Raw genomic sequence first — 26,885 nt, forward strand, 5'->3', positions numbered from 1 at the left:
GTCGACATGCGCATCGTGGTTCTGGCCGGCGGCATCGGCGGCGCCCGGTTCCTGCTCGGCGTCCGGGCGTACGCCCGCGAGGTCGGCGCCGAGGTGACCGCCGTCGTCAACGTCGGCGACGACCTGTGGCTGCACGGGTTGAAGATCTGTCCCGACCTGGACAGCGTCATGTACACCCTCGGCGGCGGCGCCGACCCCGAGCGGGGCTGGGGCCGAGCCGGGGAGACCTGGACGGTCAAGGAGGAGCTGGCCGCGTACGGGGCGGAGCCGACCTGGTTCGGCCTCGGCGACAAGGACATCGCCACCCACCTGGTACGTAGCACCATGCTCAACGCCGGCTACCCGCTGCACGCGGTCACGGAGGCACTGGCGACCCGCTGGGAGCCGGGCGTACGCCTGCTGCCGGCGACCGACGACCGCCTGGAGACGCATGCTGTGGTCGACCGCGACTCGGGCCAACAGGCGATCCACTTCCAGGAGTGGTGGGTGCGGTACCGGGCCGACATCCCCACCCACCGCTTCATCTTCGTCGGCGCGGAGACGGCGAAGCCGGCGCCGGGGGTGCTGGACGCGATCGGCACGGCAGACCTGGTGCTGATCGCGCCGAGCAACCCGGTGGTGAGCGTCGCACCGGTGCTGGCCGTGCCGGGCCTGCGCGAGGCGGTGGCCGACGCGCCCGCCCGGGTGGTGGGCGTCTCGCCGATCATCGGCGGTGCGCCGGTCCGCGGGATGGCCGACCGCTGTCTCGCCGTTCTCGGTGTCGAGTGCAGCGCGGCCGGCGTGGGCCGGCTCTACGGAGGCCGAACGGCCGGCGGGCTGCTGGACGGCTGGCTCGTGGACGAGCAGGACGCGGGCACGCTGGTGCCGGAGGTGACGGTCCGCGCGGTGCCGTTGCGGATGACCGACGATGCGGCGACGGCGGCGATGGTCCGCGCCGCGGTGGAGTTGTCGTGAGGCTGGAGATCCTGCCGGTGCTGGGCATCGGCCACGTGACCGAGGGCGACGACCTGGCCGCGTTGATCGCCAACGCCGCGCCCTGGCTGCGCGACGGCGACGTGCTGGTGGTCACCAGCAAGATCGTCTCCAAGGCCGAGGGCCGGCTGGTCGACGTCCCGGCGGACGGACCCGAACGGCTCACCGCGCGGGACGAGGTACTGGCCGGGGAGACCGCCCGGGTGGTGGCCAGCCGGGGGCCGACCCGGATCGTGCAGACCCACCACGGCTTCGTGATGGCCTCCGGCGGGATCGACGCGTCGAACGTGGACAAGACCCGGTTGGTCCTGCTGCCGGTGGACCCGGACGCCTCGGCCCGGGCGCTGCGCGCCGCGCTGAAGGAGCGCTACGACCTGGACCTCGCCGTGATCATCACCGACACCATGGGCCGCCCCTGGCGTAACGGGCTGACCGACGTGGCGCTCGGGGTGGCCGGAATGCCGGCCATCCGCGATCACCGGGGCGAGGTGGACCCGTACGGCAACGAGCTGCAACTGACCCAGATGGCCGTGGTGGACGAGCTGGCGGGTGCCGGCGAGCTGATCAAGGGCAAGTGTGACCAGGTCCCGGTCGCGGTGGTGCGGGGCTACCTCTCCGCCACCCGCCCGGACGACTCCGTTGGCGCGCGGGCGCTGGTCCGCGACGCCGCCCAGGATCTGTTCTCGCTCGGCACCGCCGAGGCCCGGGCCGCAGGGCTGGCCGACGCCGCCACCCTGGCCGACGCGCCCGGCGCCACGCCGGCCGACCCGGCCGCCGCCCGGCGAGCGATCGACGCGGTCGCCGGGGTGGTCGCCCCCGGCACGGTCTTCACCCTGGTCGACGAGGCGGAGGTACGGGCCGGTCTGATCGCCGCGGTGCCCGGCTGGCCGGCCGGCGCCACCGCCCTGGTGCTCGGTTCACCACCGGCCCCGGTCGACCCGATGGACCTGGTCCGCTTCGGCGCCGACCTGCACCGGCTGCGCGTCGCCCTGGCCGCCGAGGGCATCGGCTCGGCCCTGCTCCCCCCGCCCGCCGGCAGCCCGGCCAGCGCCGCGCTCGCCCTGTAGACGGCTGGCCGGGTCAGGCGTCCAGCATGGCCCGGCCGAGCGGAGTCAACGTGTGCAGCACGGTGTTGCGTTCCCGGTGACTGACCAGCAGGCCGGCGTTGCGCAGCACGGTGGCGTGCTGGCTGGCCGCCGCCGGTGAGATGTTGAGCCGGCGGGCCACCTCGCCGGTGGTGCAGCCGTCGTCGCTGGCCTGCAACACCGCCGCCCTGGTCCGGCCGAGCAACGCGGCGAGCGAGTCCCGGACGGAGCCCGGCACGGTCGGTGCGGCACCGTCGGCCGGCGCCAGCCCGCCCAACCGGTCCACCGGATAGACCAGCACCGGTGGCAGCGCCGGGTCGAGCAGGGCGACCGGGGTAGCCGCGCAGAAGAACGACGGCACCAGCAGCAGCCCTCGGCCGTCCAGGTGCAGTTCCCGGCTGTGCGGGTAGTCGCGGACCTCAAGCACCCCGCCCTCCCAGCGCATGGCCGGTCGGAGGCTGGCCAGCAGCCCCTCCACTCCGCCGTCGAGCAGGGCCCGGGCCCGTCGGGTCCGGTCCGCCTCCACCGCGGACTGGATCCGGCTCCAGTACGGGCTGATCGCCAGCGACCGGTACTGCTCCATCGACTCGGCGAGGTGACGCAGCACATCCACGTCGCCCCGGGCCAGTGCGGAGGCCGAGGAGGGCAGCGGGTTCTCGGAGGCCAGCACGGTCAGGTCCCGGTGCAGCACCTCCTTGGGAGTGCTGCGGACCGCGTCCAGCCCGGCCCCGAAGCCGTGGACACTCGCGTACGGGGTGAGGAAGTCGGGGAAGTAGCCGCGCGGCGGGTTCAGCGCGAAGAGCAGCCGGAGCTGGTCGGAGGCGACGTCCTGGCGCAGGTGCCGGGCAACGGTGCGCCGCCAGTTCGACGTCAGCGGATCGCGGGTACGGCCCTGCAACACGTGCAGGCTGAGGACCGACTCCCAGACCGGGTCCGCCGCCGGCGCCACCCGGGTCCGGAGGATGTCCTCGCCGGAAAAGTGGATCTTCAGCATGGAGTGCTCCCGTGTCGCCAGCAGAGGGATGCCGGGCGACCGTTCGACTCTACCTGGCCGGCAATTATCTCCATCTTTAAGCCAGGGCTGAAAAACCTCGACGCCTCCGGGGGCGGTTCGGCATGCTTCCAGTTGCCCGTACACGGCACCGGCGCGTCTCGCACGCACCCGGCACCGCGGGACCGGGGAGGACCGGTGATCGGGCGGCACCACGAGGGTCTGCGGCCCTTGCTCCGCAGAGGTGCCGTCCGGTCATCCGTCGTCTCATGACGCCGTCCCACGAATTCGACGAGTCGCAGGGTCACCGCGCAAGCCTACGGACCGGGCGCTCGTACAGTGGCGGGGTGCCCGACACCGCGTTCACCGGACCCGCCGCCCACCCCAGCGCCTACGCGACGCTGCACGCCGACGCCACCGCGCTGCTCGACGGCTGGCACCCCACCGGCCCGGCCGCCGCCGAGGCGCGGGACCGGACCCTCGCGCTGCTCGCCGCCGGGCCCGTCGCGATGAGCCGACCACACCGCCCCGGGCACGTCACCGCCAGCGCACTCGTGCTGGACCACACCGGCTCGCGGGTGCTGCTCTGCCTGCACGGCAAGTTCGGGCGCTGGGTGCAGCTCGGCGGGCACTGCGAGCCCGACGACCTGACCCTGGTCGGCGCCGCGCTGCGCGAGGCCACCGAGGAGTCCGGAATCGCCGGCCTGCGCATCGACCCCGTGCCGATCGACGTGGACATCCACCCGGTGAGCTGCCAGGGCGGCTCGCTGCACCACGACGTCCGGTTCGCGGTGGTCGCCCCGCCCGGCGCGGTGGAGCAGGTCAGCGACGAGGCCGAGGCGCTGGGGTGGTTCCCACCGGACCGGCTGCCCGAGCCACTGGCCGGCGGGACCGTGCAACTGGTCGCGCCGGCCCTCGCGGCCCTCAGACGTAGCCCTCTTCGCCCCGCTCCTTGAGCTCGTCGACCAGGGCCTTGACGTCCTGGGCCCGGTCGCGTGGGCAGACCAGCACCGCATCCGGTGTGTCCACCACGATCAGGTCACGCACCCCGAGGACCGCCACCAACCGGCCGGACTGCGGCACCACCACCAGGTTGGCGCTGTCCCGCAGCAGCACACCCGGCTTGGAGCCCGCGCCGAGCACCACGTTGCCCGCCGCGTCGGCCGGCAGCACGTCACCGAGGGTGTGGAAGTCGCCGACATCGTTCCAGCCGAAGTCGCCCGGCACCGTCGCCACCCGACCGGCGGTGGCCGCGCCCTCCATCACCGCGTAGTCGACGGAGATCTTCGGCAGGGTCGGCCAGACCGTACCGAGCATGTCGTCCTGCTCCGGTGTGCCCCAGGCGGCAGCGATCGCGGTGACCCCGGCGTGCAGGGCGGGCTGCTGGCGGGCCAACTCTTCGAGGAACACGTCAACCCGCCAGACGAACATGCTCGCGTTCCACAGGTGCCGGCCCGAACGGACGTACGCCTCGGCGACCTCGGCGGCCGGCTTCTCCTTGAACTCGGCCACCGGGCGCCACGGAACGCCCTCGATCGGATCGCCGGTCTCCAGGTAGCCGTAGCCGGTCTCCGGACGGGTCGGCGTGATCCCGACCGTCATCAGCATGCCCTGCTCGGCTCCGCGGACCGCCTCCCGGACCGTACGCACCCAACTCTCCGGGTCGCCGATCAGGTGGTCGGCGGCGAAGCTGCCCATCACCGCCTCCGGGTCGCGCAGCGAGATCACCGCAGCGGCCAGCGCGATCGCCGCGCAGGAGTCCCGGGGCGAGGGCTCGACCAGGATGTTCTCCTCGGGCAACCCGGTGAGCTGCCGCGCCACCGCCGCGACGTGCGCGGCACCGGTGACCACAAGGGTGTGATCCGGTGTGGCCAGCGGCGCCAGCCGCTCCACGGTCGCCTGGAGCAGCGACGCGTTGGAGCCGGTCAGCGGATGGAGGAACTTGGGATGACCGGCGCGGGACAACGGCCACAACCTCGTGCCACTGCCACCTGCCGGAATGACCGCATAGAGCATCCGCACATCATGCCCGAAGGACCTGGACCGGGTGGGCGGGTCCGCAGCCGGCTGCCCGGCCGGTCAGGAGCGGGCGCGGCTCCAGGCGGCGATGTGCACCTCGGCGCTGGACTCCCAGGTGAACTCCTTGGCTCGATCGAAACCGGCCTTCGCCAGCGACAACCGGCGCTGCTCGTCGTCCAGCAGGGCGGCCAGGTCGGTGCCGATCTGCTCCGCGTCCTCTGAGGTGTACGCGACCGCGTCGCCGCCCACCTCGGGCAACGAGAGCCGGGGCGTGGTCAGCACCGGGGCAGCGCACGCCATCGCCTCCAGGATCGGCAGCCCGAACCCCTCGCCATAGGACGGGTAGGCCGCCACCAGCGCACCGCCGAGGAAGCCGGGCAGGTCGGCGTAGCGCAGGTAGCCGGGCCGCAGCAGCCGCAGGTGGGAGGGGACCTCGGCCACCGCCCGGTCGATGTCGTCGTCGTGCCCCTGCCCGCCGGCGATCACCAGCGCGGGCGGGTCGGCCCGGTCGGCCACCGCCCGGGCCCAGCCACGGATCAGGTTGGGCACGTTCTTGCGTGGCTCCTTGGCCCCGAGGAAGGCCACGTAGCTGCTGTTGCCCAGCCCCAGCCGGGCGCGCACGCGGGCCTTCTCCTCCTCGCTGGGCGCGTGGAAGGCGGCGTGGTCAACGCCGTGGTAGGCCACGTCGATCCGGGTCGGGTCGGCGTCGAGCAGCCGGATCAGCTCGTCCCGGGTGGCCTTGCTGGGCACGATCACCCGATCGGCGCGGCGCAGCGAGGTCTTGATGGCGCTGCGGAAGAACGTCCGGCGGGACTTGTCGTAATGCTCCGGCTCGGTGAAGAACGTCGCGTCGTGCACGGTGACCGTCACCGGACACCCGGCCCGCAGCGGGCAGGTGTAGAAGGGCGAGTGCAGCACGTGCGCACCAACCTGCTGGGCGAGCAGCGGCAGCCCGGTCTGCTCCCAGGCGAGCCGCGCCGGGCGGTGCGCCACGGCGGCCGGGGCGGGGATGATCTCCGCGCCGGGCAGCATCCGGGTGTACCGCTCCAGGTCGGTGCGGAGGCTGACCACCGCCAGCTCCACCCCCGACCCGCACACCTTGCCGAGGGCACCGAGCAGACCGTCGACGTATCGACCGACACCACCACGGTCGGCGGGGACACTCGTGGCGTCGATGAGCACGCGGGGCGGGCGACCGGCGGTCACGGGGCGACTCCTTGTAAATGGCGGGTCTGTGGGCAACAACACTCCGGTGGCCAAGCCTACGCTGGAGCACGGGGCCGACGCTGACTGCGACCCGACGGTACGCCGACTTGTCACCGTCTACGAGTACGGGCCACAGGGGCGTATCGTTCGCGCCGATGGCCGACAACATTGCCCGGGTGTTCGCCGACGCGATCACGACCGACCCGACCCGACCGTTGCTGACCTGGTACGACGACGCCAGCGGCGACCGCACCGAGCTTTCCGGCGCCACGCTGGCGAACTGGGTGGCGAAGACCGCCAACCTTCTCGTCGACGAGGTCGGCCTCGCACCGGGCACCCCGGCCGGGGTGCTGCTGCCGCCGCACTGGCAGACCGCGGCGGTGCTGCTGGGTTGCTGGTCGGCCAAACTGGCCGTGGTCGACACGCCGGGCGACGTGGACGTGCTCTTCGCCGCCGCCGACCGGCTCGACGAGGCGCAGTCCTGGTCCGCCGACGAGCGGTACGCCCTCGGGCTGTCCCCACTCGCCGCCCCGCTGCGACAGGTGCCACCCGGGTTCGCCGACTACGTGGTCGAGGTACGCCGGCACGGCGACCACTTCACCCCGCAGCCCGGGCCAGGCCCCGCCGACGGGCCCCTGCTGGCCCGCGCCCAGGCCCGCGCCACGGAGCTGGGCATCACGCCCGGTGCCCGCATCCTGATCGACACCGCCCGATACCCGGACCCGGTGGACTGGCTACTCGCCCCGCTGACTCAGGCCGCCACCGTCGTCCTCTGCGCCAACCTCAACCCCGCCAGCCTGGCCGCCCGCACCACCACCGAACAGGTGACCCACACCCTGCCCTGACCCACCGCCGCCAGCGTCAGGCGGGGGTGTTGTTGGGGGCACGGCGTTGGGCGAAGGTGGCGAAGGCGGTCAGGGACTCGGGGTTGACCAGGGCACCCTTCGCGGCGGCCGAGTCGACCGGAGTGCCGGTGAGGATCTTCTTGACCGGGACCTCCAGCTTCTTCGCCGAGAGGGTGCGGGGCACCGCGCGTACCTGGTGGATCTCGTCGGGCACGTGCCGGGGCGACAGGGCGGTACGCAGCTCGCGGCTGATCTTCGCGCGCATCGGGTCGTCCAGCTCCAGGCCCTCGGCGAGCACCACGAAGAGCAGCAGCTCGCCGGCGCCGCCCTCGTCGTCCTCCAGGTGCACGACAACGGAGTCGACCACCTCGTCCAGCCCCTCGACCACCGAGTAGAACTCGGCGGTTCCCAGCCGCACGCCGCCACGGTTGAGGGTGGCGTCCGAGCGTCCGGTGATCACGCAGCCGCCACGGGCGTTGATGGTGATCCAGTCACCGTGCCGCCAGACGCCCGGGTAGACGTCGAAGTACGCCTCCCGGTAGCGGGTCCCGTCCGGGTCGTTCCAGAAGCCCACCGGCATGCTCGGCATCGGTTCGGTGATCACCAGCTCACCCAGCTCGCCGATCACCGGGGTGCCGTCGGCGGATCGGGCCTCCACCTTGGCGCCCAACGCCCGGCAGGCGATCTCACCGGCGTACACCGGCAGCAGCGGCACCCCACCGACGAAGCCGGTGCACACGTCGGTGCCGCCGGAGAGCGACTGGAGCTGGAGGTGGTCGCCGACGGTCTCGTACACCCAGGTGAAGCCCTCGGCGGGCAGCGGCGCACCGGTGGAGCCGACGCCGCGCAGCGCGGACAGGTCAGCGACCTCGCGGGGCACGAGACCGGCCTTGCGGCAGGCCAGCAGGAACGGCGCCGAGGTGCCGAAGTACGTGGTGCGGGTCTCCGCCGCCAGCCGCCACAGCCCGCCCAGGTCGGGCTCAGCCGGCCGGCCGGGCTCAGCCCGGACCGCCGGGTTGCCGTCGAACAGCACGATGGTCGCGCCCACCGCCGGACCGGAGACCAGGAAGTTCCACATCATCCAGCCGGTGGTGGTGAACCAGAAGAACCGGTCGGCCGGACCCAGGTCGTGGTGCAGGGCGAGCATCTTCAGATGCTCCAGCAGGATGCCGCCGTGGCCGTGCACGATCGGCTTGGGCAGCCCGGTGGTGCCCGAGGAGTAGAGCACGTACAGCGGGTGGTCGAACGGCACCGGCGTGAACGCCAACGGCTCGTCGGTGGGCGCGGCCAGGTCGGCCCAGCCCAGCGCGTCCACTGGCGCGGCCTCCGCCGGGTCCAGATAGCCGATCCCGACGGTGTGCCGCAACGACGGCAGGGCCGCCCGGATGGCGGCGACCTCGGCGCGCCGGTCCACCGGCTTGTCGCCGTACCGGTAGCCGTCCACGGCGACCAGCACGGTCGGCTCGATCTGCTGCCAGCGGTCGACGACGCTGCGGGTGCCGAACTCGGGCGCGCAGGACGAGAAGATCGCCCCCAGACTGGCGGTGGCCAGCAGCAGGACGTACGTCTCGGGAATGTTCGGGGCGTACGCCGCCACCCGGTCACCGGCGGTGACGCCGAGCCGGCGCAGCCCGGCCGCCACCCGGCGGACCTGTTCGCGCAGCTCGGCGGCGGTCAGCGTGACCGGCGCCCGGGTCTGCCCGTGCGCGATCACCACCGGGTCGTCGTCGGCCCGCCCGGGCATCCGCAGCACGTTCTCCGCGTAGTTGAGCGTGGCTCCGGGGAACCAGCGGGCACCGGGCATCCCCCGCTCGGCCAGGGTCGCCGTCGGCGGGGTGTGCGCCACCACCTCGAAGTGGTCCCAGATCGAGCGCCAGAACGCGTCCAGGTCGGTGACCGACCAACGCCACAGCGCGTCGTAGTCGGCGAAGTCCAGCCCACGGTGCTCCCGCAGCCAGCGCAGGTAGTCGCCGATGCGGGTCCGCTCCAGTACGTCCGCCGGCGGCGTCCACAGCACGTCACCCACTGCTCCACCCTCCCCCTGGCCCGGCACGACACTGTGATTGGGCCGTGGCGCCATCTTGCCCTACCTCGAAGCGCCATTCTGCGCACCGGGTAGGGCCACCGACGCGTGCCCACGCCACATGCCCCAGCCGCGACCTGTGTGGGCCGCCGCTCAACCCGCCCCGGCCCGACCGCGTTCAGCCCGCGCGGTGCGCCTGGATGGCGCGGCGGCGAGCGAGACGGTGGGCGCGACGGATCTCCGCCTCCCGATACCGGCGCTCGTCCTCCGGCGTCTCCGGCAGCACCGGGCGGACCATCCGCGGCGCCCCGCCCACGTCCACCCCGACGAAGACCAGGTACGCGGTGGCCACCCGGACCGGCGCGTCCTCGGCCGAGTCCCACCGCTCGGCGACCACCCGCACGCCCACCTCCATCGAGGTCTGCCCCGTCCAGTTCACCTGGGCGTGCGCGTGCACCAGATCACCGACCCGGACCGCCTCGGAGAAGACGATCTCGTCGATCGCCGCGGTCACCGCCGTGCCACCACTGTGCCGCGCGGCGGCGGCCCCCGCCACGTCATCGACGAACTTCATCAGGACCCCGCCGTGCACAGTGCCGTAGAGATTCACGTCGACGGCGGTCATGATCTTACTCAGCGTGACCCGGGAGTACGACGTCGGCTTGCCGGTCGGAGCGGCGGAGAGGTGCTCGGTCATGCCGGAAACGGTACGGTGCGCGGATGCGACATCTCTGGAGCTTCCTCGCCGGGCTGGTGGTGGCGCCCATCACCTGGGTGTTGGTCACACTGGGGCAGGACGGGTCGAGCCGGACGGTCGACCGCTGGGTGGAGATCGGCACCTTCAACACGGCCAACCTGATCGAGCCGGCTGTGTACCTCGGTGTCGGTGCTGTCCTGCTCGGCCTGCTCGGCACACTGCGCGTCTCGCCGCTGGGCCCGCTGGTGGCCGGGCTGCTGCTGGCCATCCCGTACGTCGGGATGTTCATGGCACCGTTCGAGGTGCGGGATGCGATCCCGCAGGGGTGGAAACTGTTCGGCGATCCGCTGCCGCTGCGGCTACCGCTGGAGAACGGCACCCTCTTCCTGATCGGCCTGCTGCTGCTGATGGCGACGTTCAGCAGGCAACGCTGGCAGGCCTGGCCGCGTCCGGCGACCGAGCCGGCCGCGACGCCAACACCCGTGCCAACGGACGGCCCCCCGAGCGACAACCCCACACTGACCGACTGGCCGCCCCGCGAGCCCGCGGAGCGCGACACCACCCCGGTCACCCTGGGTTACCCGGCCGATCCGACACCGACCGACCCGCTGCCCCGCCGGGTGGGTGGCGAGTCGCCGTGGTCCGCGCCGCCGCGCGGCCAGTCCCGCCCCGAGGACACCACCGAAATCCGCTGATCATCGGGCGGGCCGGGTGACCGGCCCGCCCCCTAGTGCACGGCGACAGCCAGGTCCGGGTCGACGGTGCCGAGGTCGGCGCGGGGAACGACGAGGAGCATGACCGCCAGCGCGGCGGCCATGCCGCCCGCGATCACGATCGCCATCGGCACGCTCCCGGTGCCCAGGAACCCCACCAGGGGTGCCGACACCGCGCCGATGCCGAACTGCACGGCGCCGAGCAGCGCCGCGGCGGTCCCAGCGGCCTCGCTGTGCCGGGTCATCGCCAGCGCTGGCGCGTTCGGCAGGGCCAGGCCCGCCGCGGCCAGGACCAGCCACAGCGACGCCAACAGGGCGCCCAGGCCACCGAGGCCGGTCACAGCGAACATGATCAGCAGCAGCCCGGCCGCCGTCCCGGCGATCAGGGCGCTGACCAGGATCTGCTGTGGGGTGAAGCGACGCAGCAGCCGGACGTTGAACTGGGTGGCCCCGATCAGGCCGACCGAACCCGCCCCGAAGGCCAGGCCGAACTGCTGCTCGTCGAGGCCGTACTGCTCCTGCAGCACGAAGGACGACCCGGAGACGTACGCGAACAGGGCGGCCATGGCCAGCCCGGCGACCAGCACCAGACCGATGAAGGCCCGGTCGTTGAACAAGCGCCGGTAGTCGCGCATCGTCGCACCCACCCCGCCATGCCGGCGGCGAGCCACCGGCAGGGTCTCCGGCAACCGGAGCGCGGCCACGACGGTCAGCAGCACGCCCAGCACCGCCAGCGTCGCGAAGACACCCCGCCACTCGGTCCAGCGCAGCACGCCGCTGCCCAGGGTCGGTGCGAGGATCGGCGCCAGGCCCATGACCAGCATCAGCCGGGAGAAGATCCGGGCGAAGGCGGCACCGCTAAACAGGTCGCGTACCACGGCGGTGGCGACCACGGTGGCGGCCGCCACCCCGAGGCCCTGCAGCACGCGCAACGTGCCGAGCACGGCGATGCTGGGCGCGAACACGCACAGCACAGATGCCACGACGTGCACGACCAGCCCGGCCAGCAGAGGCGTACGCCGCCCGACCACGTCGGAGAGCGGCCCGATCAGCAACTGGCCCAGCGCGAGGCCGACCAGGGTGCCCGTCAGCGTCAACTGCACCGCGGTCTCGGTGGTCTGCAGACCGGCCGTGATGGCGGGCAGCGCCGGCAGGTACATGTCGATGGTCAGCGGCCCGATCGCGATCAGCGCACCCAGCACGAGCACGAGCTGCACCCGTTGGCGTTTGGTCATCAGGTCGCCGGGCAGCACCTCCTGCTCGGCGGCGGAACCGGGGCCGGTCTTGTCCACCAACTGCTTCATCATCTCGATCTCTCTGCGTGTTCGTAGACGTCGTTGGGCGCGCCCGACGCTGGGCAGCGAGTGGAGGACAAGGCAAGGGATGGCGGCACGGATCAGCCGGAGGTCAGGTGCGTTGATTCTCCCCGCTCGTCAACGACACGAACCCGCACGAAATGCTCGGTGTGTGGGGAGTCACGTGTGCCCTCGTGGCACAACGCAGGCAGCCGACCGAGAAATTCAACTCGGTCGGCGCCCGGGATCTGACTGGGAGGAAAGCCTAGGCAACGCCGTTGAGCAGCTGCCGCGCCATGACGATCCGCTGCACCTGGTTGGTGCCCTCGTAGATCTGGGTGATCTTGGCGTCCCGCATCATCCGCTCGACCGGGTAGTCCCGGGTGTAGCCGTAGCCACCGAGCAACTGCACCGCGTCGGTGGTGATCTCCATGGCGGCGTCCGAGGCGAAGCACTTGGCCGCCGCGCCGAAGTAGGTCAGGTCCGCGTCGCCACGCTCGGACTTGCCGGCCGCGGCGTAGGTGAGCTGCCGGGCCGCCTCCAGCTTCATGCCCATGTCGGCGAGCATGAACTGGACGCCCTGGAACTCGGCGACCGCCTTGCCGAACTGCCGGCGCTCGGCCACGTACCCCTTGGCGTAGTCGAGCGCGCCCTGCGCGATCCCGATGGCCTGCGCGGCGATGGTGACCCGGGTGTGGTCCAGGGTCCGCATCGCGGTGGCGAAGCCGGTGCCCTCCGCGCCGATGATCCGGTCCGCCGGGATCCGCACGTTGTCCAGGTAGACCTCACGGGTCGGCGAGCCCTTGATGCCGAGCTTCTTCTCCGGGGCGCCGAAGCTGACCCCGGCATCGGACTTCTCGACCACGAAGGCGGAGATGCCCCGGGACCGGGCAGTCGGGTCGGTGACGGCGAAGACGGTGTAGAACTCGGAGACGCCGGCGTTGGTGATCCAGCGCTTCACACCGTTGAGCACCCAGTGATCCCCGTCACGTACCGCGCGGGTGGTCATCGACGCCGCGTCGCTGCCCGCCTCGGGCTCGGAGAGGCAGTACGAGAACATCGCGTCCCCCGCCGCCACCGGCGTCAGGTAGCGGCGCTTGATCTCCTCGGAACCGGACAACAGCAGCGGCATCGTGCCAAGCTTGTTGACCGCCGGGATCAGCGAGGAGGACGCGCAGGCCCGGGCCACCTCTTCGATCACGATGGCGGTGGCCAGCGCGTCCGCGCCCGCACCGCCGTACTCCTCGGGGATGTGCGGGGCGTGGAAGTCGGCCGCCCGCAGCGCGTCGTAGGACGCCTTCGGGAACTCACCGGTCTCATCGGCCTCGGCGGCGTGTGGGGCCACCTTCGCCGTACAGACCTCGCGGACCGCCTCCCGGATCGCCACGTGCTCCTCAGGCAACCGGTAGACGTCGAACGACTCCCCTGCGGCCATGTCGGCCCCTCCCCTTCACCGCTATCATGCGCAGTCTGTAGCGTCTCCTGACCGCCGACCGCGCAGACTGAAGACTAGCGACTGCAGTTCAAGTGATGTTACCGGCGCGTAGGTATAGACATGACGGAGCACCCAGGCCGCTGCGCGATGATGGAAGAAGACAGTTGAGCCACCCTCCGGTGCCCGGCCAGGCGCCGCAGCAAAATGCGACGCGACGAAGCGCCGCCAGTGCGAGCGGAGAAGACAGGCGTGACGATCCCCTATCCCACCATTCAGCCGACCCCCGCCATCGCCGCGGTGACGCCGCCCTCGGGTGCGGCCCGGCCGCGGGTGACCTTCCTGGGGACCGGTTACCTGGGTGCGACGTACGCCATCTGCTACGCCGAGCTGGGGTACGAGGTGCTCGGGTTCGACGTCGACGCTGACAAGATCGCGATGCTCAACGCCGGTCAGGTGCCGATCCACGAGCCCGGCCTGGACGAGCTGCTCAGGCGCAACCTGGCCGCCGGCCGGCTGCGGTTCAGCACCGACATCGCCGAGACCGCCGACTTCGGTGACGTGCACTTCATCTGCGTCGGCACCCCCCAGCGCGCCGACGGGATGGGCGCCGACCTGTCGTACGTCGAGGCCTCGGTGACCAGCCTGGCGCAACACCTCACCCGCAAGGCGCTGATCGTCGGCAAGTCCACCGTGCCGGTGGGCACCGCCGAGTGGGTGGAGCAGCTGGTCGGCAAGCACACCCCCAACGACCTGGGCGTCGAGGTGGCGTGGAGCCCCGAGTTCCTCCAGGAGGGCTTCGCCGTCGACGACGTGCTGCGCCCCAACCGGATCGTGGTCGGCGTGAAGAGCGAGTGGGCCAACGGCATGCTCTACGCCGCCCACAAGGGTGTCTTCGACCTGGCCGCCACCGAGGACCGCGAGGTGCCCCTGGTGGTCACCGACTTCGCGACCGCCGAGCTGGTCAAGGTCGCCGCGAACGCCTTCCTGGCCACCAAGATCTCCTTCATCAACGCGATGGCCGAGGTCTGCGAGGCCTCCGGCGGCGACGTCACCCAGCTGGCCCGGGCGATCGGCTACGACCCGCGGATCGGCAACCGGTTCCTCCAGGCCGGTCTCGGCTTCGGCGGCGCCTGCCTGCCCAAGGACATCCGGGCCTTCCAGGCCCGGGCGCAGGAGCTGGGCGCTGGCGAGGCGCTGCGCTTCCTGCACGAGGTGGACCTGATCAACCTGCGCCGCCGGACCCGGGTGCTCCAGCTCGCCGCGGACCTGCTCGGCCGCCGCTCCGGGCCGGCCGGCCCGGACTTCTCCGGCACCCGGATCGCCGTGCTGGGCGCCACCTTCAAACCCAACACCGACGACGTCCGCGACGCCCCGGCGCTCGCCGTCGCCGCGCTGCTGCAGAAGGCCGGCGCCGACGTGCACGTGTACGACCCGCAGGGCACCGAGAACGCCCGCCGCGCCGTACCCGAGCTGACCTACGAGGCCGGCATCAACGAGGCGGTCAGCGGCGCGGACCTGGTCTGCGTCCTCACCGAGTGGGCCGACTTCCGCAACGCCGACCCGGTCGCCCTCGGCGAGCTCGTCGCCGGCCGCAAGGTGGTCGACGGCCGCAACTGCCTCGACTCCACACTGTGGACCCAGGCCGGCTGGGAGTACCGGGGCATGGGCCGCCCCTGACGGATCAAACCCCACCGGCCGGTCTCGGAGCACCCTCCGTGGCCGGCCGGTGTCGTTTGTTTGCCCCGGACCCGCCGACAAGTGTCGTAATCCGCGCCAGCTTTGGGCATGCTGCGACAGTGGATGTCCACAGTGCGGGTGGAGGATGTCGTGGCGACGTTTCAGTGCTCCTCGTGCGGCCAGGAGATCAAGCCGGCTGTCCGCTGCCCGCACTGCGGGGCCGACCAGCCGCAGTGGGTCGAGCACCTGGCGGACATCGAGCGCTCGATCGCGGAGATGAAGGCGCGCGACGCCGCCATCGCCAGCGAGCAGCGGCAGATCGCCGCCAAGATGCAGGCCGCGCTCTTCCAGCGGGACATCCTGGCGCACGCCAGTGAGGAACGGCTCAAGCAGGCCACCCGGCCACGCCGGGTGCTGCGCCGCCGGCCCGGCCGCCGGCCACCGACCGCCACCACCGGTGCCCCGCCCCGGGTGCCCCGCCAGGGCAGCCCGCCCGCCCCGGAGGACCCCCCGCCGCCACCACCGCCCCGGGCGTCCTGGCTGGACGCGGACGACCCGGAGCACCCGCCGGAGGCGTCCTCCCGCGAGGTGCAGAACATCCCACTCGGGCTGGGCGCGTTGCTGCTCGGGGTGGCCGCGGTGGTCTTCGCCGCAGTGGCGACCAGCTCGATGGACGCGCTGGCCCGGCTCGGCATCCTGCTCCTCGCCACCGTCCTGATGCTGCTCGCCCCACCGGCGCTGGCCCGGCGCGGGCTCACCTCGACCGCCGAGACGATCTCCGCGGTCGGCCTGCTGCTGGTGCCGCTGGCCGGAAACGCCCTGTGGGCGGTGGACCGGATCGGCAACGGGGGCTCCTCCGGAGCGGTCTTCGCCGGGGTGATCTTCGCGTTCACCGCCGCCGTCGCGTTCGGGTACGCCAGGTGGACAGGTCTGCGCACACCCCGGTTCGCCACCGTGCTCGCCGCGCAGCCGGTGCTGCCGCTGCTCGCGTACGACCGGATCACCGGGCCGGGTGGCTGGGCCCTGCTGCTGACGCTGGTCGCCCTCTTCGACCTCTGGCTGACCCGCACCGGGGTCGCCGTGGAGCGGCCCGTCCGGCAGGACCTGCCAGAGCCCGGCATGCCCCCGGCGCCCCCGCAACGGAGCGCCGAGAGCCGACCCGAGGGCGACCCGGAGGAGGCCGCCGAGCTGCTCAACGCCGATGCCGGGGCCGCCGACACCCGGCCGACCCGCCCGGTGCCCGGGCTGCGCGAGCTGATCTGGCTGCTGCACGCGGTGGCGGTCGCCGTCGCCCTGGCGTACGCCGTCACCGCCCTGCTCCAGGCCGAGACCGTGCCGGCGGCGACCGGTGCCGGGGTGGCGCTGCTGCTGGCCGCCGCGGTCGGGCTGGCCGGCGCGCTGGTGCTGCGCCGACCGCCGCTGCCCGACGTCGCGGCCGGCATCCTCACCCTGGCCGTGATCGGCGCGCTCGGCCGGATCGCCTCGGTGGCCCTGCCCGGCCGGTCGTTGCTGCTGATCGCGGCGGTCATTACGGTGACCGGGCTGGCGGTGCGCGCGGTCCCCGAGGCCGCCCGGCGCGGCCCGCAGGTCGCCTCGGCGGTGGCGCTCACCGTCAGCGGGCTGGTGGTCGCCGGGGGCGCGCTGCGCGCCGGAGTGGCGCCGGTCCAGGCGGTACTGCCCGCCTGGGGCGCCGACCTCGACCAGTACCGGGCCGAACTGGCCGCTGCGGTCGGCCCCACCACCTGGCAGCTCGCCGCCGCCGCGTTCCTGCTCACCATCGCCGCGGTGCTGGCCCTGCCGCCGGAGATCCGCCGCGAGTTCGCGGTCGCCGGGGCGGCGCTGACCGCGCTGGCCGTGCCGGCCTCGTTCGGTCTCGGCTGGGCGTATGCGCCCTGGCCGATGGTGCTCACCGCGGTCGGCATCGGCGTGATCGGCCTCTCCGCGCGGACCAGCCGGGCCGCCCTGGCGCATGGCATCGGGGCCGCCGTGGTGGGCATGTTCGGTGCGGGCGCCAGCCTGGTCGGGCCGACGCTCACCGCCGCGGTCCTGCTCACCCTCTTCGCGGCCGGCGCGCTGGTCGCGCTGGCACCCCGGATCCGGATCGCCTCGGCCGCAGCCGACACGGTCGCCGCCTGGGCCGCCGGGGGCGCCGCTTTCGCGCTGCCCGGGGCGGTCGCCGCGTTCGTGGCCGCCACCGTGCCGACCGATCCCACCCCCACCCCTGCCAGCCTGCGCGAGGTGACCGTCCCGGTGCTGGCGGCGAGTTTCCTCGCGGTCTGCGTCACCCTCGGCTACGCCGCCGTGGTGCAGGTCTCCCAGCGGCGCATCCCGACACCGCTGTCCGTCGGCACCGGTCTCGGCGCGCTGGTGGTCACCGCCGCCGCCTTCGGCGCACCCGGGGCGACCGTCGCCGACGCCTGGGTCGGCGCAATTCTGCTGGTCGCCGCCGTGCTGCTCTTCCTGGCACCGTCGATCGACGCCGGACGCCGCTCCGACCTCGCCCTGGACGGCTCCGACCTGGCCGCCGCGGCGGTGACCACCGCCCTGATCGCCACGCTGGTCCGGATCGCCTCGGTACTCACCCCGGGCGGGCAGTTGGCGGTGGCCGCCGGTCTGGTGCTGGTGGTCGCCGTAGGTGCTCGCGCCATGCCCGAGGAGTGGCGGCGCGGGCCGATCCTCGGCATCACCGTCGGCGGCGCACTGATCGGCGTACTCGCCGGCTGGACGGCGCTGCGCGGCGGGCTGGGCGTGCTGGCCACGCCCGGTCCGATCTGGGACGGCAACCTGACCGACTGGCCGGCCGCGCCGACCGGAGGCGCCACCTGGCAGGCCCCGGTCGCGCTGGCGCTGCTGGCCGTCGCCGCCGGCATCCTGCTCCCGCCGCCCTGGCGGTGGGACGTGTCCGGCGCCGCGGTGGTGCTCGCCACGATCGGCGCACCGGCCGCCTTCGACCTGCCCTGGTGGTCGCCGGTCCTGGTCGGCGGGATGGTCGCCACCGTCTTCGGCATGGCCGCCGTGGCCACGGAGGAGGCCCGGGCGGGGCTGTCCCGGGCCACCGTGGCCGGGGTGGTCGCGCTGCACGCGGCCGGCGCCGGCCTGGTCCGGCCGTGGACCACCGCGCTGGCGCTGGGCAGCATCGCACTGATCGGCGTGGTGGTGGCCACCCTGGCCCGCGTACTGGCGGGTCCGCAGGTGACCGACATCGAAACCGACGGGATGCCACCGCACCTGGCGCAGATAGGCGGCGCGGCGACCGGTGCCGCGCTGCTGGCCCTCCCCGGCGCGGTAGCGGCGCTGTCCGCCGAGTTCCAACACTCGGCGCAGGTGGTGCTGACCGCGGCGCTGGCCGCGTCCAGCCTGGGCCTGGCCGCCGCGGCCGCAGTCCGCCGGCAGGTGCCGCAGTACCTGCCGTGGGTCAGCGTGGCCGTGGTTGGCGGGGCCACCATCAGCGCGCTCGCCGCCATCCCCACCGGCCTCCCCTCGGGTGTCTACGCGGCCGCGGCCGCCCTGCTCGGCGTGCTCGCCGAGTTGATCCGGGCGGCCACCGTGCCGCCGACCGGCTCGGCGCAGCCGGTCCGCCGCTGGGCGGTGCTGTTCAGCGGCGCGATGCGGCGGTTGCCGGACGACCCGGACCGTCGGCGATGGCGGGTCAGCCCGTCCGCCGGCGCGCTGGCCGCGGCGGCCCTACCGACCGCCCTGGCGCTCGCCTCGATCGGACCCGCCCTGGTCACCGCCCTGGTCGAACCGCACCGCACGTTGGCCCGCATCTGGGAGGGGCCGCCGCCGGAGCTGCTCACCCCGCCCCCGGACGTGGTCAACCCGACCCACGTGCTGACCGCGCTGCTGCTCACCGCGACCGCGGCGCTGGCCGCCACCGGGTTCAGCGGCGGGCGGCGGTCCCGGGCCGTACCGGTGGTGCTGCCCGGCGCCGCCGTCACGCTGCTGATCGCGCCCATCGCGCTGGGCATGGGTTGGCCGGCGAGCACCGTCGCCGCGCTCTCCGTCTTCACCATCGCGATGCTCGGCCTCGCGCTGACCCCGCCGCCGCCGCTGGTCGAGCCGGCCCGTTCGCTACGGCTGGCCCGGGTGCTGGTGTTCCTCATCGGGTTGGCCGGCGGCGGCGCCGGGCTGGCCGGCAGCCTGGCCGACCGGCAGCTGACCCTGTTCACCCTCGGCAGCGCGGTCGGCGTGGGCGCGGTGGCGGCGCTGTTCGGCACCACTCAGCGGGCGCGCATCCTCGGCTGGCTCTTCGCATCGCTGATGGCGCAGCTCTTCGTGCTCACCGTCGGCCTGGTCGCCGGCCTGGCCGCGGTCTGGTCCGCGTTCGGTGTGCTGGCCGTCGGTGCGGTCCTGCAGGTGCTCGCCGCGACCCTGCCCCGGTTGCGCCGTCCCGAGGCGCAGCGCGAGGCCTCCACGGTGGAGTGGAGCGGGTACGCGGCGGCGCTGATCGCCTTCGCCCTCGCCTTCGACTCGCCCCGCCACATCGCCGCCCTGCTGGCCGCCTGGGGCGCGGTCCTCGGCGTGGCGGCGACCCGGCCCGGTCGGCGGCCGGTGGAGCGCCGGATCCTCTTCTGGTCGGTGGTGGTCTGCGAGATCACCGCCTGGTGGATCCTGATGCGCGTCGCCGACGTGGCGCTGCCCGAGGCGTACACCCTGCCCTTCGCCGCGCTGGCCCTGCTGGTGGGGGTGCTCGAGTTGCGCCACCGGCCGGACCTGAGCAGCTGGGTGGCGTACGGGCCGGCGCTGGTCGCCGCGTTCGTGCCCACCCTGGCGATCGTGCTGGCCACCGAATCCAGCACGCTGCGGCAGATGCTGCTGCTGCTCGGCGCGGTGGCGGTGCTGATCTTCGGCTCGACCAGCCGACAGCAGGCGCCGGTGATCGTCGGCGCGTCGGTCACCGCGATCACCGCGATCCACGCGCTGTTCAGCCTCGGCCCATGGCTGGCGCTGATCCCGGTGGGCATCCTGCTGCTGATCCTCGGCGCCAGCAACGAGCGCCGCCGCCGCGCCCAGGAACGCCTACAGACCGCGCTACGCGGCATGAGGTGAAACCGGAGGGTCGTGCGGCGTGCGTGAGTGGGCACGGTGAGATGAAGCGGAGGGGTCGTGCGGCGTGCGTGAGTGGGCACGGTGAGCAGGCCGGGTACGTACGTCCGGCGCGGTGAGCGTGCCGGGTGGGTACGTACGTGCGGCACGGTGAGCGTGCCGAGTGGGTACGCCGGGCTCGGCGGGGAGCGGGTCGGGGGCGGACGTTTGGTGCCGTGGGGGGTTAGGTGAGGGTGGCCTGGAGGGCGGCGTCCTTGGTGATGATCAGCTGTTCCAGGTCTTGCTGGTAGGTCGTCATCCGCGCGCGGAGGTCCTCGTCGGCGACGCCGAGGATCCGCACGGCCAGCAGGCCGGCGTTGCGGGCGTTGCCGATCGACACGGTGGCCACCGGGATCCCGGCCGGCATCTGCACGATGGACAGCAGCGAATCCATGCCGTCGAGGTGCTTCAGCGGCACCGGCACGCCGATCACCGGCAGCGGGGTAACCGAGGCGACCATGCCCGGCAGGGCGGCGGCACCGCCCGCACCGGCGATGATCACCTTGAGACCCCGGTCGACGGCGTCGCGGCCGTAGTCGATCATCGCGACCGGGGTCCGGTGCGCCGAGATCACCCGGACCTCGTACGACACCCCGAAGTCGTCCAGCACCTCGGCCGCGGCCCGCATCGTCGGCCAGTCCGAGTCGCTGCCCATGATCAGCCCGACAGTGGTCACTGCGGTCCCCTCTTCGTTCGCGACTGCGGGGCTCGGGCTCACTCGTGCCCCTCACGCAGCCAGCGGGCGGCCCGCGCGGCCCGCGTCCGTACGTCGTCCAGGTCGTCCCCGAGCACGGTGACGTGCCCGATCTTGCGGCCGGGTCGTACCTGCTTGCCGTAGAGATGCACCTTGGCCCCCGGCTCGGCGGCGAAGAGGTGGTGCAGCCGCTCGTCGATCGACATCCCGCCCGGCTCGCCGCCGAGCACGTTCGCCATCACCACGACCGGCGCGGCCAACGCGGTATCGCCCATCGGGTAGTCCAGCACCGCCCGCAGGTGCTGCTCGAACTGGGAGGTCCGAGCCCCCTCGATGGTCCAGTGCCCGGAGTTGTGCGGACGCATCGCCAGCTCGTTGACCACGATCGCCGGTCGGCCGGCCGCGTCGCGCACCTCGAAGAGTTCCACGGCGAGCAGGCCGACCACGCCGAGCGCGGTGGCCAGGTCGATGGCGAGCTGCTGGGCGGTGACCGCCAGCTCCTCGTCCAGGCCGGGTGCCGGGGCGAGCACCTCCACGTTGATGCCGTCCCGCTGCACCGTCTCGACCACCGGGTACGCGGCCACCTGGCCGAACGGCGAGCGGGCCACCTGCACGGCCAGCTCCCGGCGCAGCGGCACCCGCTCCTCGACGATCAACCGCGTGCCGCCGGCGAGCAGCGTCCGTGCCAGCTCGACGGCCTGGGTGGCATCGTCGACCAGCCAGACACCCCGGCCGTCGTAGCCACCCCGGGCCGCCTTGAGCACCACCGGCCAACCGACCTGCTCACCGAAGCCGACCAGGTCGGCGGGCTCGCCGACCGGCCGCCACACCGGGTTGGGCGCGCCCAGCTCGGTCAGGCGTTCCCGCATGACCTGCTTGTCCTGGGCGTGCAGCAGCGCGTCCGCCGGCGGGTACAGGGTGACGCCTTCCGCCGCCAGCGTGCGGATGTGCTCGGTGGGCACGTGCTCATGGTCGAAGGTGACCACGTCGCAGCCCTTGCCGAAGGTCCGCAGGGCGGCCAGGTCGGTGTGGTCGCCGTACTGGACGTCGGCGGCGACCAGCGCCGCGCCGTCGTCGGGGGCGGTCGCGAGCACACGCAGTGACTGGCCAAGGGCGATCGCGGCCTGGTGGGTCATCCGGGCCAGTTGGCCGCCGCCCACCATGCCGACAACGGGCAGACCGGTACGGGAATCCATAGCGCGGCCAGCCTATCCGGGCCGCCGACGCGGCCAACCGGAGGGCCGGCGCTCGCGCCCGACCCGTCCAGGCGCTCGCCGGCCAACACCCGGCGTGGGGCGCGAGCGACCTCCCGGGCACTACTCCGGGCAACCATCGGGCCGCACCCGGGCGGCGGGGACGCTCAGCCGAGCTCGGCGACCAGCTCCTCGACCGAGGTGACCGGGCGTTGACAGACGAAGCCCCGACAGACGTACGCGGCGGACCGGCCGTCGACCAGCGGCCGGTCGGCGAGCAGCGGCACACCGGGCTGGTCCGGGCGCCCGGCCACCACCACCGCGCCGGGCGGGGCGTGCCGGTGGGCGGCGGCCACCAGCGGGTCGCCGATCGGGTCGTCGGTCGCTACGGCGATCTCGTACGGCCCGGAGAGCAGCGCCTCGCCGACCGTGGCCGCGTACCCGGTGAACCGGGCGTGCTGCCCGACGATCGGCGCGACCGTGCCGAGCGCCACCTCGGCGGCCTCCCGGTAACGCGTCTCCCCGGTCAGCGCCGCGTACGCCACCAGCCCGGCGATCAGCGCCGACCGGCCGGACGGGGTGGCGTTGTCGGTCGGGTCGGCCGGCCGGGTGACCAGCCGCTCCGCGTCGTCGGCGGTGTCGTAGAAGGCGCCGCCCGGCGCCGCGAAGTGCTCCAGCGCGGTGTCCAGCAGCCCGCCGGCCAGGGCGAGCCAGCGGCCCTCGCCGGTGAGCTGGTGCAGCGCGCAGAACGCCTCGGCCACGCAGCCGTAGTCCTCCAGCACGCCCGCCGGCTCACCGACCACACCGCCCCGGGAGACCCGGCGTAGCCGGCCGTCCACCAGGTGCACGGAGGCCAGGTGCTCGCCGGCGTCGCGCATCGCGCCGTCGGCGACGATGGTGACGCCCTCCATCAGGTTGGCATCCTCGTCCTGTGGCGACGCGTACAGCGCGGCCACCTGCTGGAACTCGACGATGGCGGTGATCGCCAGGCCGTTCCAGGCCGCCACCACCTTGTCGTCGCGGGCCGGTTGCGGACGGGTGTCCCGGGCCGTGAGCAGTCGACCCACCACCTGCTGCCAGCGGACCCGGGTCTCGGGTGCGACGTCGTCGACGTCCCGGGCGAGCCGGAGCACGCTCATGCCGTGCTCGAAGGTGCCCTCCTCGGTCACGGCGAACAGGTCGGCGGCGAACCGCCCGTCGTCCTCGCCCAGCACCTCGACGAGTTGGGCCGGCGTCCAGGCGTAGGTGAGCCCCTCGACGCCCTCCGTGTCGGCGTCCAGCGCGGACGCGAACCCGTCCCCCGGCCGGTGCAGCTCGTCGGCGAGGAACCGGGCGGTGTCCCGGGCCACCCGACGGGCCAGCGGGTCGCCGGTCAGCCGCCAGAGCTGGGTGTAGAGCCGGAGCAGCAGGGCGTTGTCGTAGAGCATCTTCTCGAAGTGCGGCACCGTCCAGTGCCCGTCCACCGAGTACCGCGCGAAGCCCCCGGCGAGCTGGTCGTAGATGCCGCCCCGGGCCATCGCCTCGGCGGTGTGGCGGACGATCTCCAGGCTGCGCGGGTCGCCCGTCCGCTGGTGCTGGCGCAGCAGGAAGAGCAGGTTCATGTGCGGTGGGAACTTCGGCGCGCCCCCGAAACCGCCGTTCGTCGCGTCGTACTCGCCGGCCAGCTTGGCGGCCGCGGCGTCGAGCAGCGGGGCGTCCAGCGGCGCGGTGGGGCCGCCCACGGCCTGGGCGCCCCCGATCGCCTCGACCACCGCGGCGCCCTGACGCACCACTTCCTCGCGCTGGTCCCGCCAGGCGGCGGCGACCGACTGGAGCAGCCGGACGAAGTTGGCCCGCGGGAAGTAGGTGCCGCAGAAGAACGGGGTGCCGTCCGGGGTGGCGAAGACGGTCATCGGCCAGCCGCCCTGGCCGGTCATCGCCTGGGTGGCGGTCATGTAGACGGCGTCGACGTCCGGACGCTCCTCACGGTCCACCTTGATCGACACGAAGTCGGCGTTCATCAGCGCGCCGACCTGCTCGTTCTCGAACGACTCGTGCGCCATCACATGGCACCAGTGACACGCGGCATAACCGACCGAGATGAGTACCGGTACGTCCCGTCGTTTCGCCTCGGCGAACGCCTCGTCGCACCAGGGCCACCAGTCGACCGGGTTGTCGGCGTGCTGGAGCAGGTATGGACTGGTGGCGCCGGCGAGTCGGTTCACCCGACGACCATAGCCAGCCCCGGCGCGGACCGCGCAGGCTCCGCCCGGATGGTCAGGCCGGCCGGTGTGGCCGCCCCGTCCGAAACCGATCAGCGGGGGTCGCCCCGACGGTCAGGAGGCGCCGTCGGCGCGGAGTCGGAAGACGTTCGACTCGGCCGAGTCGCGCAGCGACCCGAGCACCGCGCCGATCTTGTCGGCCGGCATCGGCTTGAAGAAGTGGTATCCCTGCGCCGAGGTGCAGCCCAGCTCGGTCAGGGCGATCCGCTGCTCGGCGGTCTCCACCCCCTCTGCCACCACGCGCAGGCCAAGCTCGTGGGCGAGGCCCACAGTGGTCCGTACGATCGCCGCCGCCTCGGGCGAGTCGGCCATCCGGATCACGAACGAGCGGTCCACCTTCAACTCGTCCACCGCGATCCGGGTGAGGAACGTCAGCGAGGAGAAGCCGGTGCCGAAGTCGTCCACCGCGAGTTGCACACCCATCGACCGGAGCGTCGCCAGCACCTCGTCGATGACCTCCAGCTCGCTCATCACCACCGTCTCGGTGATCTCCAGGACCAGCCGGTGTGGTGGGACCTGGTGCCGGCGCAGCGCGTCGGCGATCTCCGCCGGCAGTCGGGGGTCGAGCAGGCTGCGCGCCGACAGGTTGACCGAGATCGGGACGTCCAGCCCCTCCAGGGCCCAGCCGGCGGCCACACCGAGCGCCTTGTCCAGCACGTACCGGGTGAATGCGCCGAGCTGCTCGCTGTTCTCCACGGGGCGGATGAAGTCGGCCGGGCTCAGCCAGCCACGCCGGGGGTGCCGCCACCGAATGAGCGCCTCCACCCCGGTGGGCGCGCCGGTGGCCAGGTCGACCGCCGGCTGCAACGCCAGCACCAGCTGGTCGTCGACCTCCAGCGCCTCCCGCAACTCGGCTAGCAGGGCGAGCTGATCGGTGCTGGCCGCGTCCCGGGCGCTGTCGTAGGCGGCGACGCTGCCGCCGCCCTCCTTGGCCTGGTACATCGCGATGTCGGCCCGGCGCAGCAGCTCGGTCAGGTCGGCGGTGCCGGCGTCGGCCACGACCACCCCGACGGAGACCTCGATCGACATGCGTACGCCGGCCACCTCGGTCGGCGCGGCGAGCCGCTCGGCGATCTCGCGGGCCTGGCGCAGCGCGTGCGCTATCGGGGCGGCCCGGTCACCGAGCACCGGCACCGAGGTGAGCAGCAGCGCGAACTCGTCGCCGCCGAGCCGGCCGAGCAGGTCACCGGGGCGGGCCAACGCGCTGAGCCGGTTCGCGGTCAACCGCAGAAGCTGGTCACCGGCGGCGTGCCCGAGGGTGTCGTTGACTTCCTTGAACTGGTTGATGTCCAACAACAGCAGCGCCACCGGGTGATCGTGCGCGAGCTGCCGCAGCGACTGATCGCCCTTGCCGAGCATGGCGGCCCGGTTGGCCAGCCCGGTGAGTGGGTCGTGCACCGCCTCGTACGACGAGCGGGCGGTGACCAGCCGCAGCTCGCGGTGGGTCGCGGCGTCGTGCAGCGCAGCCGCGAGCGCGTCGCCGAACGCGGCCACCGCGTCGCGTTCCCGGGCGGCGGGCGGGGCGGAGCGGGGGAACCGGATCCGCAGCTGACCGACCGGCGCGGCACCCACCGTCAGTGGACGGATCAGCTCGTCCTCATCGGGCTCGGACGGGCGCGGCGGGTCGACCTCCCGATCGACGAGCTGGCCACCGGCGTCACCCCGGTAGCGGCGCCACCGGCCGTCGGCCCGAGCCACGTCGACGTCCACCAGCTCGGCGTTGAACAGCGTCAGCGCGCCGGTCACCGCCGCGCTGGCCACGCCCCGCTCGTCGAGCTGGTTGAGGGCCGCGGTGGCCTCGGCGAAAGCTCGCCACGTCCGGCGTTCCTGGTCGGAACGCAACCGGTAGCGGTAGGTCTGCTGAAGCAGCCAGAGCAGCGGCGGAAGCAGCAGCAGCCACCGTGGGTCAAGCTCCAGCAGCGCGACCACCACCAGGCCGACCGCCAGGTTGCCGACGAACATCAGCAGCTTGCCGCGCAGGGCGGCGAGCAGTGGTGGCCCGATCGGCACTCCGTGCCGCAGGCCCAGCGTCACCCCACCGAGCCAGGCGGTCACCAGGAGATAGGTCACCGACCCGGCGATCACGGCCAGCGCCAGCCTCGGGGTGGGCGGGGCGAGCAGCGGCTGCCCCAGCGCGCTGGTCACGGACACGGCCAGTGCCGACGCGGCGGCCAGCGACGCGGCGATCCGGACGATCTCCAGCGGCGGGCGGCGGTCGTTGTGCAGTGAGTGCACCGTCCAGGCCAGGCCGGCACCGAGGAGGGTGGCCAACGGCAGCCAGCCGGCGGGCGCCAGGTACAGGCAGACGATCAGCGCCGCCTCGCCCCAGGTGATGCTGACCATTCCGGCGGCCGAGCGGAACCGCAGCCGGGCGAACTGGGCGACAGCGAGGACGGCGACGGCGATGCCGAAGCGGGCCGGACCGCCGAGCGGGTCGTCGGCCGGCAGCCCATCCGGCAGGGTCAGCCCTACCCCGGCGGCGACCAGTGCGGTCAGCGTCACGGCGGCGGTGAGCACGAGCAGCCGAGCAGGCATGCCGCGCACCCCGAGCCGGTCGAACGGATCGCCGGCCGGGCCGGAGGTCATCGACCTCCCCCGTCAGCCGACCGACCGACGGTACGGCGGGCGGCCGGTGCTGTGACGGTCATCGGCGCCCCCTTCCGCACACGGCTCGGGGACTTTTGGTCCCCCCGG

Annotated in this window: 18 protein-coding genes; 7 read left to right on the forward strand and 11 right to left on the reverse strand. The window is 73.3% G+C overall.

Translation table 11 applies throughout. From position 1 onward, the window contains the following. The first annotated feature begins 6 nt into the window (after positions 1–6). Both cofD and ACFY29_RS10465 read left to right on the forward strand, forming a co-directional pair. Positions 7–954 (forward strand): 2-phospho-L-lactate transferase, encoded by a 948-nt coding sequence (gene cofD, locus ACFY29_RS10460; protein WP_386985035.1) that lies wholly within the window; start codon positions 7–9, stop codon positions 952–954. Further along, on the forward strand, positions 951–2,039 hold the full coding sequence (locus ACFY29_RS10465; RefSeq protein WP_386985037.1) for a coenzyme F420-0:L-glutamate ligase: 1,089 nt from the start codon (positions 951–953) through the stop codon (positions 2,037–2,039). Before cofD ends, ACFY29_RS10465 begins: the two co-directional genes overlap by 4 nt. Before the next feature lie 13 nt (positions 2,040–2,052). Here the strand turns inward: ACFY29_RS10465 and ACFY29_RS10470 are convergent, their stop codons facing one another. After that, on the reverse strand, positions 2,053–3,051 hold the full coding sequence (locus tag ACFY29_RS10470; protein WP_386985039.1) for a winged helix-turn-helix domain-containing protein: 999 nt from the start codon (positions 3,049–3,051) through the stop codon (positions 2,053–2,055). Positions 3,052–3,395: 344 nt separating this feature from the next. Here ACFY29_RS10470 and ACFY29_RS10475 point away from each other — a divergent pair, with 344 nt between their 5' ends. Next, positions 3,396–4,004, forward strand: coding sequence for an NUDIX hydrolase (locus ACFY29_RS10475; protein WP_386985040.1), 609 nt, complete (start codon positions 3,396–3,398; stop codon positions 4,002–4,004). Here the strand turns inward: ACFY29_RS10475 and ACFY29_RS10480 are convergent. Together ACFY29_RS10480 and ACFY29_RS10485 are read right to left on the reverse strand one after the other, a co-directional pair. After that, on the reverse strand, positions 3,973–5,064 hold the full coding sequence (locus ACFY29_RS10480) for a sugar phosphate nucleotidyltransferase (RefSeq protein ID WP_355606463.1): 1,092 nt from the start codon (positions 5,062–5,064) through the stop codon (positions 3,973–3,975). The genes ACFY29_RS10475 and ACFY29_RS10480 overlap by 32 nt on opposite strands. Positions 5,065–5,127: 63 nt before the next feature. Then, complete coding sequence (locus ACFY29_RS10485) at positions 5,128–6,273, reverse strand: glycosyltransferase family 1 protein (protein ID WP_328423673.1); 1,146 nt, start codon at positions 6,271–6,273, stop codon at positions 5,128–5,130. 155 nt (positions 6,274–6,428) lie between these two features. On the opposite strand from ACFY29_RS10485, the gene ACFY29_RS10490 reads away from it, so the two are divergent. Continuing rightward, positions 6,429–7,118: a TIGR03089 family protein gene (locus tag ACFY29_RS10490; protein ID WP_386985043.1), complete on the forward strand. Its 690-nt coding sequence runs from the start codon at positions 6,429–6,431 to the stop codon at positions 7,116–7,118. A gap of 16 nt (positions 7,119–7,134) precedes the next feature. Here ACFY29_RS10490 and ACFY29_RS10495 read toward each other — a convergent pair whose 3' ends face one another. Beyond that, positions 7,135–9,144 (reverse strand): acetoacetate--CoA ligase, encoded by a 2,010-nt coding sequence (locus ACFY29_RS10495; protein WP_386985044.1) that lies wholly within the window; start codon positions 9,142–9,144, stop codon positions 7,135–7,137. Between the two features lie 175 nt (positions 9,145–9,319). After that, entirely contained in the window at positions 9,320–9,838 is a 519-nt protein-coding gene (locus ACFY29_RS10500; RefSeq protein ID WP_328423667.1) for a hotdog domain-containing protein, read from the reverse strand. 23 nt (positions 9,839–9,861) lie between these two features. Between ACFY29_RS10500 and ACFY29_RS10505 the strand changes: the two genes are divergently transcribed. After that, complete coding sequence (locus ACFY29_RS10505; protein WP_328423665.1) at positions 9,862–10,533, forward strand: hypothetical protein; 672 nt, start codon at positions 9,862–9,864, stop codon at positions 10,531–10,533. Positions 10,534–10,565: 32 nt separating this feature from the next. Here the strand turns inward: ACFY29_RS10505 and ACFY29_RS10510 are convergent, their stop codons facing one another. Further along, positions 10,566–11,858 (reverse strand): multidrug effflux MFS transporter, encoded by a 1,293-nt coding sequence (locus tag ACFY29_RS10510; protein WP_328423663.1) that lies wholly within the window; start codon positions 11,856–11,858, stop codon positions 10,566–10,568. A gap of 253 nt (positions 11,859–12,111) precedes the next feature. After that, a complete protein-coding gene (locus ACFY29_RS10515; RefSeq protein WP_386985047.1) occupies positions 12,112–13,281 on the reverse strand; it encodes an acyl-CoA dehydrogenase family protein in 1,170 nt (389 codons plus the stop codon). Between the two features lie 249 nt (positions 13,282–13,530). Here ACFY29_RS10515 and ACFY29_RS10520 point away from each other — a divergent pair, with 249 nt between their 5' ends. Then, positions 13,531–14,958 carry a UDP-glucose dehydrogenase family protein gene (locus ACFY29_RS10520; protein ID WP_386985048.1) on the forward strand — a complete coding sequence of 476 codons (1,428 nt, stop codon included), beginning with the start codon at positions 13,531–13,533 and terminating at the stop codon, positions 14,956–14,958. Positions 14,959–15,108: 150 nt separating this feature from the next. After that, positions 15,109–20,007 carry an SCO7613 C-terminal domain-containing membrane protein gene (locus tag ACFY29_RS10525; RefSeq protein ID WP_386985050.1) on the forward strand — a complete coding sequence of 1,633 codons (4,899 nt, stop codon included), beginning with the start codon at positions 15,109–15,111 and terminating at the stop codon, positions 20,005–20,007. Positions 20,008–20,227: 220 nt separating this feature from the next. On the opposite strand, the gene purE is transcribed toward ACFY29_RS10525, so the two are convergent. From purE to ACFY29_RS10545, 4 genes are all read right to left on the reverse strand, one after another. After that, positions 20,228–20,719: a 5-(carboxyamino)imidazole ribonucleotide mutase gene (purE, locus tag ACFY29_RS10530; protein WP_386985052.1), complete on the reverse strand. Its 492-nt coding sequence runs from the start codon at positions 20,717–20,719 to the stop codon at positions 20,228–20,230. Positions 20,720–20,757: 38 nt separating this feature from the next. After that, positions 20,758–21,933 (reverse strand): 5-(carboxyamino)imidazole ribonucleotide synthase, encoded by a 1,176-nt coding sequence (locus ACFY29_RS10535; RefSeq protein ID WP_386985053.1) that lies wholly within the window; start codon positions 21,931–21,933, stop codon positions 20,758–20,760. A gap of 164 nt (positions 21,934–22,097) precedes the next feature. Then, positions 22,098–24,134 (reverse strand): thioredoxin domain-containing protein, encoded by a 2,037-nt coding sequence (locus ACFY29_RS10540; RefSeq protein ID WP_386985055.1) that lies wholly within the window; start codon positions 24,132–24,134, stop codon positions 22,098–22,100. A 111-nt stretch (positions 24,135–24,245) separates the two neighbouring features. Next, positions 24,246–26,726, reverse strand: a complete 2,481-nt coding sequence (locus ACFY29_RS10545) for a putative bifunctional diguanylate cyclase/phosphodiesterase (RefSeq protein WP_386986627.1) — start codon at positions 26,724–26,726, stop codon at positions 24,246–24,248. Between the last annotated feature and the right edge of the window lie 159 nt (positions 26,727–26,885).

The sequence above is a fragment of the Micromonospora sp. NPDC000668 genome, assembly GCF_042897975.1.
Lineage (GTDB): Bacteria > Actinomycetota > Actinomycetes > Mycobacteriales > Micromonosporaceae > Micromonospora.

Coding starts and splice junctions, on each gene's coding strand:
- ACFY29_RS10545 (WP_386986627.1), bottom strand. CDS start 26,726: ATGCCTGCTCGGCTGCTCGTGCTCACCGCCGCCGTGACGCTGACCGCA.
- ACFY29_RS10500 (WP_328423667.1), bottom strand. CDS start 9,838: ATGACCGAGCACCTCTCCGCCGCTCCGACCGGCAAGCCGACGTCGTAC.
- ACFY29_RS10505 (WP_328423665.1), top strand. CDS start 9,862: ATGCGACATCTCTGGAGCTTCCTCGCCGGGCTGGTGGTGGCGCCCATC.
- cofD (WP_386985035.1), top strand. CDS start 7: ATGCGCATCGTGGTTCTGGCCGGCGGCATCGGCGGCGCCCGGTTCCTG.
- ACFY29_RS10515 (WP_386985047.1), bottom strand. CDS start 13,281: ATGGCCGCAGGGGAGTCGTTCGACGTCTACCGGTTGCCTGAGGAGCAC.
- ACFY29_RS10535 (WP_386985053.1), bottom strand. CDS start 21,933: ATGGATTCCCGTACCGGTCTGCCCGTTGTCGGCATGGTGGGCGGCGGC.
- ACFY29_RS10510 (WP_328423663.1), bottom strand. CDS start 11,858: ATGATGAAGCAGTTGGTGGACAAGACCGGCCCCGGTTCCGCCGCCGAG.
- ACFY29_RS10480 (WP_355606463.1), bottom strand. CDS start 5,064: ATGCTCTATGCGGTCATTCCGGCAGGTGGCAGTGGCACGAGGTTGTGG.
- ACFY29_RS10490 (WP_386985043.1), top strand. CDS start 6,429: ATGGCCGACAACATTGCCCGGGTGTTCGCCGACGCGATCACGACCGAC.
- ACFY29_RS10470 (WP_386985039.1), bottom strand. CDS start 3,051: ATGCTGAAGATCCACTTTTCCGGCGAGGACATCCTCCGGACCCGGGTG.